This window comes from Hoeflea algicola, from assembly GCF_026619415.1.
Classification (GTDB): domain Bacteria; phylum Pseudomonadota; class Alphaproteobacteria; order Rhizobiales; family Rhizobiaceae; genus Hoeflea; species Hoeflea algicola.
The window spans coordinates 3,592,604-3,607,230 of the sequence record NZ_JAOVZR010000001.1; the positions used below are offsets into that span (position 1 = coordinate 3,592,604).

Sequence of the window (14,627 nt, forward strand, 5' to 3'; positions counted from 1 at the left end):
TCCACAAGCCCGTCAGGAGCATGTCATGACCGCCACTTTCAAACCGCAGGTGTTTTCCGGCGTCCAGCCCACCGGCAATCTGCATCTGGGCAATTATCTCGGCGCCATCCGCAAGTTCGTGACGCTCCAGGACGAGCATGACTGTATTTTCTGCGTGGTCGACATGCACTCGATCACGGCGCAGCTGGTTCATGACGATCTCAAGGGACAGACCCGCTCGATCGCCGCCGCCTTCATTGCCTCCGGCATCGATCCGGTCAAGCACATCGTCTTCAACCAGTCCGCCGTTTCCGGCCATGCGGAACTCGCCTGGATCTTCAATTGCGTCGCCCGCATCGGCTGGATGAACCGGATGACCCAGTTCAAGGACAAGGCCGGCAAGGATCGCGAAAACGCCTCGCTCGGACTCTTGGCCTATCCGAGCCTGATGGCCGCCGACATCCTGCTTTACCGCGCCACCCATGTGCCTGTCGGCGACGACCAGAAGCAGCATCTCGAGCTGACCCGCGACATTGCCCAGAAATTCAACAATGATTTTTCCAAGCGCATCGAGGCAGCCGGGCTCGGCGTCGAGATGATGGTCGGCGAGGAAAAGGTGTCGGGCTTCTTCCCGATGACCGAACCGCTGATCGAGGGCCCGGCACCGCGGGTCATGAGCCTGCGCGACGGCACAAGGAAAATGTCGAAATCGGAGCCGTCCGATTTGTCGCGCATCAACCTCACCGACGACGCCGATACCATCGCCAAGAAAATCCGCAAGGCCAAGACCGACCCGGCGCCGCTGCCTGATACACTCGACGAGCTCAAGGGTCGTCCGGAAGCCGAAAACCTGGTAGGCATCTACGCGGCGCTAAGTGACCGCAGCCGCCAGGATGTCATCGACGAGTATGGCGGCCAGCAATTCGCCGCCTTCAAGCCGGCTTTGGCCGACCTTGCTGTCAGCGTGCTCGAACCGATCACCACCGAGATGCAACGGTTGATGGCGGACCCGAGCCATATCGACGCAATCCTCAAGGATGGCTCGCAGCGCGCCAATGCGATTGCAGAGAAGACCATGGCCGATGTCCGCGAGATTATCGGTTTTGTCTAACCGCCCTAAAAACGGTCTTGCCGTCAACAGGTCTGTAATGGCATGGTCGCGCAATGGTATCACGTAGACGCTCACGCGAAGCTGGCCACAGGCGCAAATTCCTGGCCGTGATCGACGACACGCCCGAATGCGAACGCGCGATGCGTTACGCCGGGATGAGAGCCTATAATTCCGGCGGTGGGCTGGTGCTGGTCTATGTGATCCAACCCGGCGATTTCCAGCATTGGCTCGGGGTTGAGGAAATCATGCGCGCCGAAGCAATGGAACTGGCCGAGGCGACACTGGCCAAGGCCAGCGAGAAATTGCGCCAGATAATCGGGATTGATCCGGAAACTGTGATTCGGCAGGGCAAGACCACCGAGGAAATCCACGCCGTCATCGAGGAAGATCAGGATATCGCCATTCTGGTGCTCGCTGCCGGGTCGGCCAAGGATGGACCCGGCCCGCTGGTGGCGTCGATTGCCGGGCGGGGGGCCGCGTTCCCGATTCCGGTAACCGTTATTCCAGATGCGCTCTCCGATGACGAGATCGACGCCCTGAGTTAGAAAATTTCCGCTGCTCGTGGCACACGTCAGGCAATATCTACCCTTGATCCGCGGCCCGACGAGGCTTATCTTGTTTTGAAGAATTCTAAACTGGCTCGGCATGGTGTCGGGCGGGAGACCCGAAAATGTTCATTCAGACCGAATCCACGCCCAACCCCGCGACCCTGAAGTTTCTGCCCGGCAAGGTGGTTCTGGACAGCGGCACCGCCGATTTCCGCGACGCTGACGAGGCCGGCAAGGTCTCGCCGCTGGCCGCCAAGCTGTTTGAAATTCCCGGCGTAACCGGGGTTTTCTACGGCTATGATTTCGTCACCATCACCAAGGATGGGCCCGATTGGCAGCATATAAAGCCGGCTGTTCTCGGCACCATCATGGAGCATTTCATGTCTGGCGCGCCGATTCTGTCGACCGGCAATGACGCCGCCGAGGATACCGGCGAGGAATTCTTCGAAGCTGGCGACGAGACCATTGTCGCCACCATCAAGGAATTGCTCGAAACCCGGGTCCGCCCGGCCGTCGCCCAGGATGGCGGTGACATCACCTTCCGCGGTTTCCGCGATGGCAAGGTGTTCTTGCACATGAAGGGCGCCTGCGCCGGCTGCCCGTCCTCGACAGCCACGCTCAAGCACGGCATTCAGAACCTGCTCAAGCATTTCGTGCCGGAAGTGCGCGAAGTGGAAGCCGTCCTCTGATCCTGCAAGCTCTTTACCCCAGCTTCTGCTGCTTCTAAAAGCATGACACGGTGACGCCGCGCGGTTCTCGCGCGGCGCGATGCAATGGATGTCACGTGCTCACGCTCGCAATCGACTGTTCGGCAAGGTTTTGTTCCGTCGCTCTCTATCAGGGTGGGGAAAATCGTGTGGTCGCCGAAGCCAGCCCGGAGATCGGGCGCGGTCATGCCGAGCAGCTTCCGGCCATCCTCCAGACGGTTCTTGATGACGCTGGCGTTACGCTTTCTCAGGTTGAACGGCTTGGCGTCACCATTGGCCCCGGCTCGTTTGCCGGTATCCGTGTCGGCGTTGCCTTCGTCCGCGGGCTTGCGCTCGCCAACGCCGTCCCGGTGGTCGGCGTCGGCTCGCTCGAAGCCATCGCCATTCCGGCCGCCCGCGCCAAAACCGCGCCGGTTATGGCCGTACTCGACGCCCGCCGCGACCGCGTCTGGGCGCTGATTGCGGGCGCCGATGGCCAGATTACCAGTTCGGCTGCCGAATGGACCCCGGATGAGGCTGCAGTCGAAGCCGCACGGACCGGCGTCTGGCTGCTGGGCAGCGGCGCCGCGCTTCTGGCCGCTGAAGATGCCTCGCTGGCTTCACGGGTGATTGGCGACAGTTCCGCGCCGGCGATCGCCGATGTGGCGCGGCTCGCCTCCCACCTTGACCCCCGGAGCAATCCGCCCGAGCCGCGGTATCTGCGCGACGCCGACGCCAAGCCGCAGACCGGCTTTGCGCTGCCGCACGAGGTTGTCTAGCCGATGGTGTTAAGCCTGTTCTCCCGCTCCCCCGAATATTTGATTCTGGCCGCCGAACGAAAGGACGCGCACACCATGTCGCGGATTCACGGTGAGGCTTTTGCACATGGCTGGGGCGATGGCGAGTTTGAAAGTCTGATTTCGCAACCGGCCGTGTTCGGGTTTCTCGCCTGTCCGGAAGGCCGCGCCCGCGATGCGGCGGCCGGATTTGTGCTCGGCCGCGAAGCTGCGGGTGAGGCCGAAATCCTGTCGATCGGCATTTCTCCCAAATACCGGCGCTCGGGGCTGGGCTGGCGGTTGATGCGCAGCGCCATGCAGGAGGCGGTGCGGCGCGATGCCGAGGAAATATTCCTGGAAGTCGACGAAACCAACCTTGCCGCGCTTGAATTATACCGCAAGCTGGATTTTGCCAAGGTAGGAGAGCGCCGCGCCTATTATGCGCAGGAGGGGGCTCAGCGCACGACGGCGCTTGTCATGCGCCACGATCTTCGTTAGTCCCCCAACAAGCCGCCTGTTTGAATGGCGGCGGCACTCCTCACGCTTGTGACCGGCGGGGCAGGTTATGGACGAACAAAGATCCCTAGAAGACCGCTGCGTCGAGCGCGGCATGCGCATGACCGAACAGCGTCGCATCATTGCCCGTGTGCTCGACGGCGCCGATGACCATCCTGACGTCGAGGAATTGCACCGGCGCGCCGTGCTGGTCGATCAGCGCATCTCGATGTCCACCGTTTACCGCACGGTCAAGCTGTTTGAAGATATCGGCATCATCGAGCGCCATGATTTTCGTGACGGCCGCTCGCGGTACGAGACTGTACCGGAAGAGCACCACGACCATCTCATCGATCTGCGCACTGGTCAGGTGATCGAATTTCATTCGCCGGAAATCGAAGCCCTGCAGGAGCGGGTCGCCCGCGAACACGGCTTTCGCCTGGTTGACCACCGGCTTGAGCTCTACGGCGTCCCGCTCAAGGGCGACGAGCGGTGAAGCCATCGCCATGGTGAATGCCGGCCACTATTTCCCGTTTCTGCCTCGGCCATGATCGCGACGTTGCGCATAGGCTTCGTCCTGCTCGCCTTCGTGTTGCTGACGTTGTCCCTGCTGCCGGTGCAACTGATGGCGATCGGCCTGGGCCTTTCGCTAATGCGCAGGTTGCCACGCTGGTGGCACCGGGTGATGTGCAGGGTGATGGGACTCAAGGTTTCCACCCATGGTGCCCTGGCAGCTGAAAGACCGCTGCTGCTGGTTTCCAATCATGCGTCCTGGAAGGACATCCTGGTGCTCGGATCGGTCGCCGATGTGGTTTTCATCGCCAAATCCGAGGTACGCGACTGGCCGGTGTTCGGCTGGCTGGCGCGGCTGCAGCGCTCGGTGTTTATCGAACGCGCGGAACGCCGCAAGACCGGTGCGCAGATTTCCGATGTCTCCAGCCGACTTGTGGCAGGCGAGATCGTGGTGCTGTTTGCCGAAGGAACCACCTCGGACGGCAACCGGGTGCTTCCGTTCAAATCCTCGCTGTTTGGCGCCGCCAGTGCAGCCCTTGCCCATGCGCCAGGCGGGATGGTCTACATTCAGCCGGTGTCGATTGCCTATGTCGGGATTCATGGTGTGGCTATGGGGCGTTACCATCGCCCACTGGCCGCCTGGCCCGGGGATGTCGCACTCGGCCCGCATCTGCTCGGCGTGCTCAGGCAGGGGGCGATGGAGGTCGATGTGGTGTTTGGCGATCCGGTTGCCTTCGATGCGAGCACAGATCGCAAAACCACCGCCCGCCTGATGGAGGCCCGCGTGCGCGCCGGCCTCGCCGCTGCCTTGCGTGGCAGAATCACGCGTTGATTGGCCATTTTCAAGCCGTGCAATAAGGTCTAAAAGCCCCCCATGACAAACGTGCCCCCCACAGCAGAATCCGCCATCCTGGCTGGCGCAGAGCCCAGGACGAACACCCGCAAGGTCTTCATCAAGACCTATGGCTGCCAGATGAACGTCTATGACAGCGAGCGCATGGGCGACGCGCTGACAGGTGATGGTTATCAGGCTGTCGATACGGTCGAGGCCGCCGACCTGATCCTCATCAACACTTGCCATATCCGCGAAAAGGCCGCTGAAAAGGTCTATTCCCAGCTCGGCCGTCTGGCCAAATTGAAAAAGCAGCGCAACGCCGAGGGCGGTGACCTGATGGTTGCCGTCGCCGGCTGTGTCGCCCAGGCCGAGGGGCAGGAGATTATCCGCCGTGCCCCTGTGGTCGATGTTGTCATTGGCCCGCAGACCTATCACCGGCTGCCGCAGGCGCTGGCCAAGGCCCGCCAGGGTGAGCGCGTGGTGGAAACCGATTTCCCTGCCGAAGACAAGTTCGACGGTCTGCCCAACACCTCGGCCCGGGCCATCCGCGCCCGCGGCGTTGCCGCCTTCCTTACCGTTCAGGAAGGCTGCGACAAGTTCTGCACCTTCTGTGTGGTGCCCTATACCCGCGGCGCGGAAGTTTCCCGGCCGGTTGACCGGATCGTTCAGGAGGCCCAGCGGCTGGTCGATGCCGGGGTTCGCGAAATCACCCTGCTCGGCCAGAACGTCAATGCCTGGCACGGCAAAGGCGCCGACGGCCGTGAATGGGGTCTGGGCGAACTGGTGCGGCGTCTCGCTGAAATCGACGGCCTGGTGCGCATTCGCTACACCACCAGCCACCCGCGCGACATGGACGATTCGCTGATCGCCGCCCACCGCGATCTGCCCGAATTGATGCCCTATCTGCATCTGCCGGTGCAGTCGGGGTCCGATGCCATTCTCAAGGCGATGAATCGTCGCCATACTGCCGATGAGTATGTCCGGCTGGTCGAGCGGATCCGCGCCGCACGCCCCGATATTGCCCTTTCAGGCGATTTCATCGTTGGATTTCCCGGTGAAACCGACGCCGATTTCGAGAACACCATGGATCTGATCCGCGAGGTCAACTACGCCGCCGCGTTCTCGTTTAAATATTCGATCCGCCCCGGCACGCCCGGCGCCGGGATGGAAGATCAGGTCGCCGAAGCGGTCAAGACCGAACGGCTGGCGCGGCTGCAGGCGCTGCTCAGCGAACAGACCCGCGCCTTCGGTCGCCAGTGCATGGGCAAGACCGTCGATCTTCTGCTGGAGAAACCCGGACGCAACACTCACCAGATTGTTGGCCGATCACCGTGGCTGCAACCGGTAATAGTTGATGCAAAGGCCGGCAAAATCGGTGACATTGTTTCAGTGCGAATCACAGAAACCGACTCGAGCAGTCTTTTCGCGGAACGCGTGGAATGCTGAATCCGGGCAATAAGGGAGCAAGATCGTTTGGCAGCTGAGCACCTGTCTCCGGCAAAAGCCGAGGCGCCTGCGTCAGGCGCGTCTGATACGACCCATCTTGCGCTTACTTTTGAAAATAACCGGCTCGCCAGCGAGCTGTTTGGCCAGTTCGACCAGAACCTGGCGCTGATCGAGCAAAAGCTGAAGGTCGATGCCCGTTCGCGTGGCAACACCGTGACGCTGCGCGGCGAAGAGATGGCCACCAATCAGGCCCGCCGCGCGCTCGACCACCTCTATGACCGCTTGCTCAAGGGCGCCAATCTCGACAGCTCCGACGTCGAGGGCGCCATTCGCATGGCACTGGCCGCCGACGACCAGCTGGTGTTGCCGACACTTGAACGCAAAGGCAAGCTGGCGCTGGCACAGATTTCCACCCGCAAGAAGACCGTAATGGCGCGCACGCCGACCCAGGACGCCTATATGCGGGCGATGGAGCGCGCAGAGCTGGTGTTCGGCGTCGGCCCGGCAGGCACCGGCAAGACCTATCTGGCTGTCGCCTATGCCGCGCAGATGCTGGAACGCGGGTCGGTCGAGCGAATTATTCTGTCGCGTCCGGCGGTTGAGGCTGGCGAACGCCTCGGTTTCCTGCCCGGCGATATGAAAGAGAAGGTCGATCCCTATCTGCGACCGCTTTACGATGCGCTCTACGACATGATGCCCGGCGACAAGGTCGAGCGCGCAATTACTGCCGGAGTCATCGAGATCGCTCCGCTGGCCTTCATGCGTGGCCGTACGCTCGCCAATGCCGCCGTCATCCTTGATGAGGCGCAAAACACCACGCAAATGCAGATGAAGATGTTTCTCACCCGTCTGGGCGAGAATTCGCGGATGATTGTCACCGGTGATCCGAGCCAGGTTGACTTGCCGCGCGGCGTCACGTCGGGGCTGGTCGAGGCGCTGGATTATCTCGAGGGCGTCGACGGAGTTGTCACCTGCCGCTTTCGCGAAGTGGATGTTGTCCGTCATCCGCTGGTGCAGCGGATCGTCGAGGCCTATGGCCGGCGCGACCACCCCAAACCTGACAGCGACCGGTGAGTCCGGGTCCGTCAGGCGCGCCTGCGGTCAGCCTGGCGCTTGCCCTTGAGGCGGGCGCGTGGGGCGATCCCGACCATATCGAGGCATTGGCGCTGACTGCGCTTGAAGCCGCCGCCAAGGATCTTGTCGAGCGCGAGGGCCAGCCGTTCCCGGTCGAGCCGCCTGAAGTATCGCTGGTTCTTGCCGATGACGCGATGATGGCCGAAATCAACGCCCAGTGGCGCGCTCAGTCAAAGCCCACCAATGTCCTGTCGTTTCCGGCCTTTCCGCTGGTCCCCGGCGGACAGCCGGGGCCAATGCTGGGCGACATCATTCTGGCGCGCCAGACCATCGAGCGCGAAGCTGGCGAGCTCGACATACCGGTCGATGACCACATTACCCATCTTGTTGTGCACGGTTTTCTTCATCTTTTCGGCTATGATCACATCGAAAATGACGATGCGGAGAAAATGGAAGCAATCGAGACTCGCATTTTGACTTCGCTTAACCTATCTGACCCCTACGGCGACACTGAGCCGGTTTGACCATAAAGAGACGATGACAGACAGCAATGCCCCGGCGACGACCGGCGACGACGCACAAGGCGCCACGAGCGCTTCATCGAACGAAGATGCCGACAGTTACCTACCCGTGCCCGTGCCGCAAGTGCCCGATGAGCGCAACGGCATGGGCCTTTGGCATAGACTTGTGCGCGCGCTCTTCCCCCTTCCGATCGCGAGTCACTCCGCGAGGACCTGACCGATGCGTTGTTGTCGGGCGGAGATCTGCATTCTGCGTTCTCGCCCGATGAACGTGCCATGCTGCAAAACATCTTGCGTCTGCGCGAGGTCCGCGTCGAGGACGTGATGGTTCCACGTGCCGATGTCGAGGCGGTGGACCAGGCTACAACGCTGGGTCGACTGCTCGAAATCTTTGATGAATCAGGCCGGTCGCGGATGCCTGTTTACGCCGAAAATCTCGATGACCCGCGCGGCATGATTCACATCCGCGACCTGCTCGCCTGGATCACCAAGCAGGGCCGCACCAAGCGCAAATCCACTGCCAAGAGCCCGGCAGTGATGCAAAAGCGCACCTCCCTCAACGGTATTGACCTCTCCCGGGTCGACCTGACCAAGACGCTGCAGGAATCAGGCATCACCCGCAAGGTGCTATTCGTGCCGGCCTCGATGCTGGCATCGGATCTGATGCAGCGGATGCAGGCCAACCGCATTCAAATGGCGTTGGTGATCGACGAATATGGCGGCACCGACGGTCTCGTTTCGCTCGAGGACATCGTCGAAATGGTGGTCGGCGACATCGCCGATGAACATGATGACGAGGACGAAACGCTGATCAGCAAGACTGGCGAAGATGTCTGGATTGTCGACGCCAAGGCCGAGCTCGATGATCTTGCCAAGGAAATTGGACCCGATTTCGACATTCGCGAGCAGAGCGAGGAAGTAGACACCATCGGTGGCCTGATCTTCTCCGAGCTTGGTCGTGTGCCGGTGCGCGGAGAGGTGGTTCAGGGTCTGCCCGGATTCGAATTCCACGTTACCGACGCCGACCCGCGTAGGGTCAAGCGCGTTCGCATCATCCGTAAACGCCGCACCCCAGAACGCCGGCGGCCAGGTCGGGGTGAAGCTCATCCCAACAAAAAGGCGATTGATTCCGATGACGCAGGTGTCGCGTGAATTGGGGCGCCTGACGGTTCGCGGGCATCGCATTGGGCACGGGGATCTGACGCGGCACACATCTGTCGCGCCGGTTAAGTGGATTTCTGATGGCCGGGCAGCGCGGCTTCCCCGCAAGGCGCCGCAAGATTGAGCGTAATGCACGCGGTTCCTTAAAAAAAGCCGCGAACGATGCCGGACAGGGAAGCGGTTTTTTGAAAGGATGCGGCGGCTGATTCGCGCGGCAAGCAAGGCTACGGCCATACCGGCGGATAACGGCGGGGAGATGCGTGAACGTGGAACGGATCGCTGAATCAATCATGTTGAGCTGGGGCGCAAGGCGCATTGCGCTGGCGCTGTTCGCTGGCGCGATCTCTGTGCTGGCGCTGCCACCCTTCAATTTCTTTGCCGTGTTGTTCGTCTCCTTCCCGATTCTGGTCTGGCTGCTCGATGGCGCCAGCGGGCCCGCTGATGCGGGCGTGCTCGGCCGCCTGCGTCCGGCCTTTGCTACCGGCTGGTGGTTTGGTCTGGGCTATTTCGTGGCCGGCCTCTGGTGGCTCGGCAATGCGCTTCTGGTTGAGGCCGACAGTTTCGCCTGGGCCTTGCCGTTGGCCGTGTTGGGGTTGCCGGCGTTGCTGGCGATCTTTTATGGTCTGGCCACCGCCGTGGCGCGGCTGATGTGGTCGGACGGGCTTGGCCGCATTGCCGCCCTGTCGGCCGCCTTCGGTCTGGCCGAATGGGTGCGCAGCTTTGCCCTGACCGGTTTTCCCTGGAACGCCATCGGCTACGCTGCAATGCCGGCGCCGATACTGATGCAGTCCGCCGAAATTGTTGGGCTTTATGGTATTTCCGCGCTCACAGTGTTTGTCTTTTCTGCCCCCGCATTGATTGGCACCAAGCGTGCGGCGGTGCCGGGTATCCTTCTGGCGTTATTGCTGTTTTTGGCCCATGCGGGTTATGGCTGGTGGTCGCTCCAACGCCTGGGCGGTGACCAGGCAGCCCCTCAAGAAGCGATTATCCGCATCGTCCAGCCAGCGATTGATCAGTCGGCCAAATGGGATGCGTCCGAGCGTGAGCGGATCTTTTCGCGGTTGCTGAGCCTGAGCGCCCTGGCACCACGCGAAGGTCAACTGCGGCCGACCCACATCATTTGGCCTGAAACGGCTTTGCCGTTCCTGCTGACCGAGAACCCCGGCGCCTTGTCGCGGATCGCCGATATGCTGCAGGTTGGGCAAACCCTGGTGACGGGTGCGGTGCGCCGCGAGGATGGCATCGGCGGCGCGCCTGAGCGTTATTACAACACCATCTATGCGATTGATGACGAAGGCCAGATCATCGGCTCTGCCGACAAGACCCATCTGGTTCCCTTCGGTGAGTATCTCCCGTTCGAAGCGATGTTGCGGCGCTTCGGCTTGTCGCCGGTGGCTGATTCCTTTGGCGGATTCACGGCCGCCGAGCGCCGCAGCCTGCTGGACTTGCCAGGTGGCTTGGGCGCCGTGCCGCTGATCTGTTACGAGGCGATTTTCCCCGAGCTCTCCGAATTGCCGGACGGCCGTGGTGACCTGCTACTCAACCTGACCAATGACGCCTGGTATGGGCTCACGCCTGGGCCTTATCAGCATCTCCGCCAAGCCCAATTGCGGTCCGTTGAAACACGCTTGCCGATGGTCAGGGCGGCAAACAGCGGTATTTCTGCCGCTACCGATGCTGCTGGCAACATAATTGCAAGTTTGCCGTTGGGTGATTCTGGCGTCCTCGACGTGGCTTTGCCAGCCCGCAAGGGTCAATTCTGGTCTGTAAAAAGCAGAGAATTTAATTTTGGATTGATTATCGCCACAATGATATTGTTCGCGTTGGTTGCGCGAAGAAGTAAAATATACAGCTCTGATTGACGGAAAACCCCTAAAATTGCATAGTTGTTTCCGTCAACCCACTTCCCGTAGTCGGTTTGGTGTCTGTCATTCCTGTGCATCTCGGGCGTAATGGCTGCAATCAAAGCGGGATAAATCAACCAAAGAGTCGCAGGCTCTTGTCAGGACAAGTATATGATCGAAAACAAGAAAAAGCCGAATCCAATCGACATTCACGTGGGCAGCCGGATCAGGCTCCGCCGCACAATGCTTGGCATGAGTCAGGAAAAACTTGGCGAAGCTTTGGGGATTACCTTCCAGCAAATTCAGAAATACGAGAAGGGAACGAATCGCGTCGGCGCCAGCCGATTGCAGAATATTTCCACCATTCTCAACGTGCCGGTGAGTTTCTTTTTCGAAGACGCACCGAGTGACCCGGCGACCAGTCAGCCGGGAATGGCCGAAGCCAATAGTTCCAACTACGTCGTTGATTTTCTTTCTTCTTCAGAAGGGCTTCAACTCAACAGGGCTTTCATCAAGATCGTTGATCCGAAGGTCCGCCGCAAGTTGGTTGATCTCGTCAAGGCGCTTGGTTCGGAAGCCGAGACAGACTGATCGTGCCCAAGCTGTAGTATTCGAATCGCCGTCGGGCGGCCTCCCAGGTCCGGCGGCGATTCACTAGTTTAAGACATATCAAGATATGGTTATGTCGTTCTGACCTTGTCAGAATAGCGCGTTACCACTAAACAGGCTCGACCACGCCAACATGATGGAGCCCGTAATGGAACGCTCGACTTTTCTTTTCACCAGTGAATCAGTGTCCGAAGGCCATCCCGACAAGGTGTGCGACCGTATTTCGGATGAAATCGTAGATTTGGTCTACCGCGAGGCCAAAAAGGGCGGTGTTGATCCGTGGAGCGTACGCGTTGCCTGCGAAACGCTGGCGACCACCAACAGGGTTGTCATTGCCGGCGAAGTCCGGGTACCGCCGTCACTGATCAAGAAGAACAAGGCCGGTGACGACGTCATCAACCCGGCCAAGTTCAAGTCGGCCGCACGCAGGGCCATCAAGTCGATCGGCTACGAGCAGGACGGCTTTCACTGGAAAACTGCCAAGATCGATGTGCTGCTGCATTTTCAGTCAGCCCATATCGCCCAGGGCGTCGACAACGCCTCCGACCATCAGGGTTCGGAAGGCGCCGGCGACCAGGGCATCATGTTCGGTTACGCCTGCAACGAGACCCCTGAACTGATGCCGGCGCCGATCTATTACAGCCACAAGATCCTCGAATTGCTCGCAACCGCCCGCCACAAGGGCGAAGGCGATGCAGGCAAGCTCGGCCCCGATGCAAAAAGCCAGGTGACTGTGCGTTACGTCGACGGCAAGCCCTCGGAAATCACCTCGATCGTGCTGTCCACTCAGCACCTCGACGGCAGCTGGGATTCGGCCAAGGTGCGTGAAGTTGTCGAGCCCTATATTCGCGAGGCGCTCGATGGTCTGGCAATCGCGTCTGATTGCAAGTGGTACATCAACCCGACCGGCAAGTTCGAAATCGGCGGTCCCGATGGCGACGCCGGCCTGACCGGCCGCAAGATCATCGTCGATACCTATGGTGGCGCGGCGCCCCATGGTGGCGGTGCATTCTCGGGCAAGGACACCACCAAGGTCGACCGTTCCGCAGCCTACGCCGCGCGCTATCTGGCCAAGAATGCTGTCGCTGCCGGCTTCGCCGACCGCTGCACCATCCAGCTCGCCTACGCCATTGGTGTGGCGCAACCGCTGTCGATCAACGTCAACTTCCATGACACCGGCAAGGTTTCCGAATCTGCTCTTGAAGAGGCGTTGCCCAAGGTGATGGACCTCACCCCCCGGGGTATCCGCACCCATCTCGATCTCAACAAGCCGATCTACGCCCGCACCGCAGCCTATGGCCATTTCGGCCGCAAGGCTGGCCGCGACGGTTCGTTCTCGTGGGAAAAGCTTGATCTGGTCAAGCCGCTGAAAGAAGCCCTCAAGGGCTGATATCAACGCGGTTTTGCAGGCTGTCATCGTATGACCAATTCACCACGACGCAGCCGTGCCACAGAGGCTTTCTACGGCCGCCGCAAGGGTAAAACCCTCAAGACGCCGCAAGCTGAAGCGCTTGCGGCGTTGCTGCCTTCACTCAGGCTCGACCTTGGCGTTCCGGCGCCTGCGTCCCTTGCCAGTCTCTGGCCGGTGCCCGTCACCCGGACGCGGCTTGAAATCGGCTTCGGCGGCGGCGAGCACCTGCTTCACCGGGCGCAGGAAGCGCCTGATACCGGCTTCATCGGGGTCGAACCCTTCATCAATTCGATGGCCAAGCTGCTGACCGCGATTGACGCCGAAGGTTTGTCCAATATCCGTCTGCACGACGATGACGCCACCCAGGTGCTCGACTGGCTGCCTGATGCCTGCCTCGATCACATCGATCTGCTCTATCCTGATCCCTGGCCCAAAAAGAAGCACTGGAAGCGCCGCTTCGTCTCGACGGTAAATCTTGATCGTTTCGCCCGTGTATTGAAGCCAGGCGGCGTATTCTGCTTTGCCTCCGACATCGATACTTATGTCAACTGGACACTGACCCGTCTCGCCGCCCATCCGCAGTTTGCCTGGCGTGCCAGAAAGGCCGACGACTGGCAGGCGCCATGGTCGGGTTGGCCCGGCACCCGCTATGAGGCGAAGGCCATTCGCGAGGGGCGCACCCCCTGTTATCTGGAATTCGAGCGACTGGCCTGATCCACGGCACTGCTGCCGAAAGGTTGTCTCGCCGCGCGCCGGCCATGCTCGCGATGCGATTATCCTTGCCTGCCGGGGTAAAACAGGCTAGAAGACGTTCAAATTCTTGATCGTTACGAGCAAGGGTGGGCCCGCGAGGACCCGCTCTTTTTTGTTGCCGGTCGACCAGTCAAGCCAGAAGCCGGAACCTGTCCGATGACCGACGAACCCACAACGCCCCATGAACCGAGACTGGTCACCGAGACCGGTGTCGATGCCCGCATTGCCGAGATCATCGAGCCGGTGCTCGAGGCCATGGACATGCGTCTGGTGCGGGTGCGGCTATCGGGTCAGAACGGCCTGACCCTGCAGATCATGGCCGAACGCAATGATGGCTCGATGGTGGTCGAGGACTGCGAGGCTGCCTCGCGTGCGATTTCGCCTGTGCTTGATGTGGAAGATCCGGTGGAAAAGGCCTATCATCTTGAGGTCTCGTCGCCCGGCATCGACCGGCCGCTGGTGCGCAAGTCCGATTTTGAGCGCTGGGAAGGCCATCTTGCCCGCTGCGACGCGTCGGTTCTGATCAATGGCCGCAAGCGGTTTCGTGGTTTCATCCGCGATGTCACCGATACCGGGTTTTCGGTCGAGCGTGACCAGCCCGCTTATGGCGAAGACAATCTGGCGGTGATCCCGTTTTCTGCGTTGGCCGAAGCCAAGCTGGTGCTCACCGATGAATTGATTCGCGAGTCGCTGCGCGCCGACAAGGCTGCGAAAGCGGCCGCCAATGAGGAAGACCCGTCCGGAGAGGCCGCGGAGCCGGCGCCGGACGATCAGGTTTGAAGCAGAATTAGCGGCGTCCGGCAGGGCGCCTTTGATCTGGTCCGCCGCGCGGGCCCAACCCAGACCAGGCTCGGTAGTTGCGAGC

Annotated in this window: 15 protein-coding genes and 1 pseudogene; all 16 read left to right on the forward strand. The window is 60.9% G+C overall.

All coding sequences use genetic code 11. The features are described 5' to 3' along the window. The first annotated feature begins 25 nt into the window (after window positions 1-25). The 16 genes and pseudogenes from trpS to rimP all read left to right on the forward strand — a co-directional run bounded on the left by trpS (window position 26) and on the right by rimP (window position 14,542). Window positions 26-1,090 carry a tryptophan--tRNA ligase gene (gene trpS, locus OEG84_RS17500; protein WP_267654926.1) on the forward strand — a complete coding sequence of 355 codons (1,065 nt, stop codon included), beginning with the start codon at window positions 26-28 and terminating at the stop codon, window positions 1,088-1,090. Window positions 1,091-1,143: 53 nt separating this feature from the next. Then, window positions 1,144-1,635, forward strand: coding sequence for a universal stress protein (locus OEG84_RS17505; protein ID WP_267654927.1), 492 nt, complete (start codon window positions 1,144-1,146; stop codon window positions 1,633-1,635). Window positions 1,636-1,760: 125 nt separating this feature from the next. Continuing rightward, window positions 1,761-2,327, forward strand: a complete 567-nt coding sequence (locus OEG84_RS17510) for a NifU family protein (protein ID WP_267654928.1) — start codon at window positions 1,761-1,763, stop codon at window positions 2,325-2,327. Window positions 2,328-2,422: 95 nt separating this feature from the next. Beyond that, window positions 2,423-3,103, forward strand: a complete 681-nt coding sequence (gene tsaB, locus OEG84_RS17515; protein ID WP_267654929.1) for a tRNA (adenosine(37)-N6)-threonylcarbamoyltransferase complex dimerization subunit type 1 TsaB — start codon at window positions 2,423-2,425, stop codon at window positions 3,101-3,103. Window positions 3,104-3,106: 3 nt separating this feature from the next. Further along, window positions 3,107-3,598, forward strand: coding sequence for a GNAT family N-acetyltransferase (locus tag OEG84_RS17520; RefSeq protein ID WP_267654930.1), 492 nt, complete (start codon window positions 3,107-3,109; stop codon window positions 3,596-3,598). Window positions 3,599-3,665: 67 nt separating this feature from the next. Further along, on the forward strand, window positions 3,666-4,091 hold the full coding sequence (locus tag OEG84_RS17525) for a Fur family transcriptional regulator (RefSeq protein WP_267654931.1): 426 nt from the start codon (window positions 3,666-3,668) through the stop codon (window positions 4,089-4,091). 51 nt (window positions 4,092-4,142) lie between these two features. Continuing rightward, on the forward strand, window positions 4,143-4,940 hold the full coding sequence (gene olsA, locus OEG84_RS17530) for a lyso-ornithine lipid O-acyltransferase (RefSeq protein WP_267654932.1): 798 nt from the start codon (window positions 4,143-4,145) through the stop codon (window positions 4,938-4,940). A gap of 42 nt (window positions 4,941-4,982) precedes the next feature. Beyond that, the gene (gene miaB / locus OEG84_RS17535) at window positions 4,983-6,389 is read left to right on the forward strand and encodes a tRNA (N6-isopentenyl adenosine(37)-C2)-methylthiotransferase MiaB (RefSeq protein WP_267654933.1); all 1,407 of its coding nucleotides are present in this window, start codon (window positions 4,983-4,985) and stop codon (window positions 6,387-6,389) included. Window positions 6,390-6,431: 42 nt separating this feature from the next. Next, window positions 6,432-7,463 (forward strand): PhoH family protein, encoded by a 1,032-nt coding sequence (locus tag OEG84_RS17540; RefSeq protein ID WP_425602925.1) that lies wholly within the window; start codon window positions 6,432-6,434, stop codon window positions 7,461-7,463. Beyond that, window positions 7,460-7,987 (forward strand): rRNA maturation RNase YbeY, encoded by a 528-nt coding sequence (gene ybeY / locus OEG84_RS17545; RefSeq protein ID WP_267654935.1) that lies wholly within the window; start codon window positions 7,460-7,462, stop codon window positions 7,985-7,987. The genes OEG84_RS17540 and ybeY overlap by 4 nt, the downstream gene beginning before the upstream one ends. A 13-nt stretch (window positions 7,988-8,000) precedes the next feature. Continuing rightward, a pseudogene (locus tag OEG84_RS17550) lies at window positions 8,001-9,136 on the forward strand (hemolysin family protein). Between the two features lie 275 nt (window positions 9,137-9,411). Next, window positions 9,412-11,007, forward strand: coding sequence for an apolipoprotein N-acyltransferase (lnt, locus tag OEG84_RS17555; protein WP_324288221.1), 1,596 nt, complete (start codon window positions 9,412-9,414; stop codon window positions 11,005-11,007). A gap of 153 nt (window positions 11,008-11,160) precedes the next feature. Next, a complete protein-coding gene (locus OEG84_RS17560) occupies window positions 11,161-11,580 on the forward strand; it encodes a helix-turn-helix domain-containing protein (protein WP_267654937.1) in 420 nt (139 codons plus the stop codon). A 166-nt stretch (window positions 11,581-11,746) separates the two neighbouring features. Then, window positions 11,747-12,988: a methionine adenosyltransferase gene (gene metK, locus OEG84_RS17565; protein WP_267654938.1), complete on the forward strand. Its 1,242-nt coding sequence runs from the start codon at window positions 11,747-11,749 to the stop codon at window positions 12,986-12,988. 30 nt (window positions 12,989-13,018) lie between these two features. After that, a complete protein-coding gene (trmB, locus tag OEG84_RS17570) occupies window positions 13,019-13,723 on the forward strand; it encodes a tRNA (guanosine(46)-N7)-methyltransferase TrmB (RefSeq protein ID WP_267654939.1) in 705 nt (234 codons plus the stop codon). 195 nt (window positions 13,724-13,918) lie between these two features. Next, complete coding sequence (rimP, locus tag OEG84_RS17575; RefSeq protein WP_267654940.1) at window positions 13,919-14,542, forward strand: ribosome maturation factor RimP; 624 nt, start codon at window positions 13,919-13,921, stop codon at window positions 14,540-14,542. The last annotated feature ends 85 nt before the right edge of the window (window positions 14,543-14,627 follow it).

Coding starts and splice junctions, on each gene's coding strand:
- rimP (WP_267654940.1), top strand. CDS start 13,919: ATGACCGACGAACCCACAACGCCCCATGAACCGAGACTGGTCACCGAG.
- OEG84_RS17560 (WP_267654937.1), top strand. CDS start 11,161: ATGATCGAAAACAAGAAAAAGCCGAATCCAATCGACATTCACGTGGGC.
- trmB (WP_267654939.1), top strand. CDS start 13,019: ATGACCAATTCACCACGACGCAGCCGTGCCACAGAGGCTTTCTACGGC.
- OEG84_RS17505 (WP_267654927.1), top strand. CDS start 1,144: ATGGTATCACGTAGACGCTCACGCGAAGCTGGCCACAGGCGCAAATTC.
- metK (WP_267654938.1), top strand. CDS start 11,747: ATGGAACGCTCGACTTTTCTTTTCACCAGTGAATCAGTGTCCGAAGGC.
- OEG84_RS17510 (WP_267654928.1), top strand. CDS start 1,761: ATGTTCATTCAGACCGAATCCACGCCCAACCCCGCGACCCTGAAGTTT.
- trpS (WP_267654926.1), top strand. CDS start 26: ATGACCGCCACTTTCAAACCGCAGGTGTTTTCCGGCGTCCAGCCCACC.
- OEG84_RS17520 (WP_267654930.1), top strand. CDS start 3,107: ATGGTGTTAAGCCTGTTCTCCCGCTCCCCCGAATATTTGATTCTGGCC.
- OEG84_RS17525 (WP_267654931.1), top strand. CDS start 3,666: ATGGACGAACAAAGATCCCTAGAAGACCGCTGCGTCGAGCGCGGCATG.
- olsA (WP_267654932.1), top strand. CDS start 4,143: ATGATCGCGACGTTGCGCATAGGCTTCGTCCTGCTCGCCTTCGTGTTG.
- miaB (WP_267654933.1), top strand. CDS start 4,983: ATGACAAACGTGCCCCCCACAGCAGAATCCGCCATCCTGGCTGGCGCA.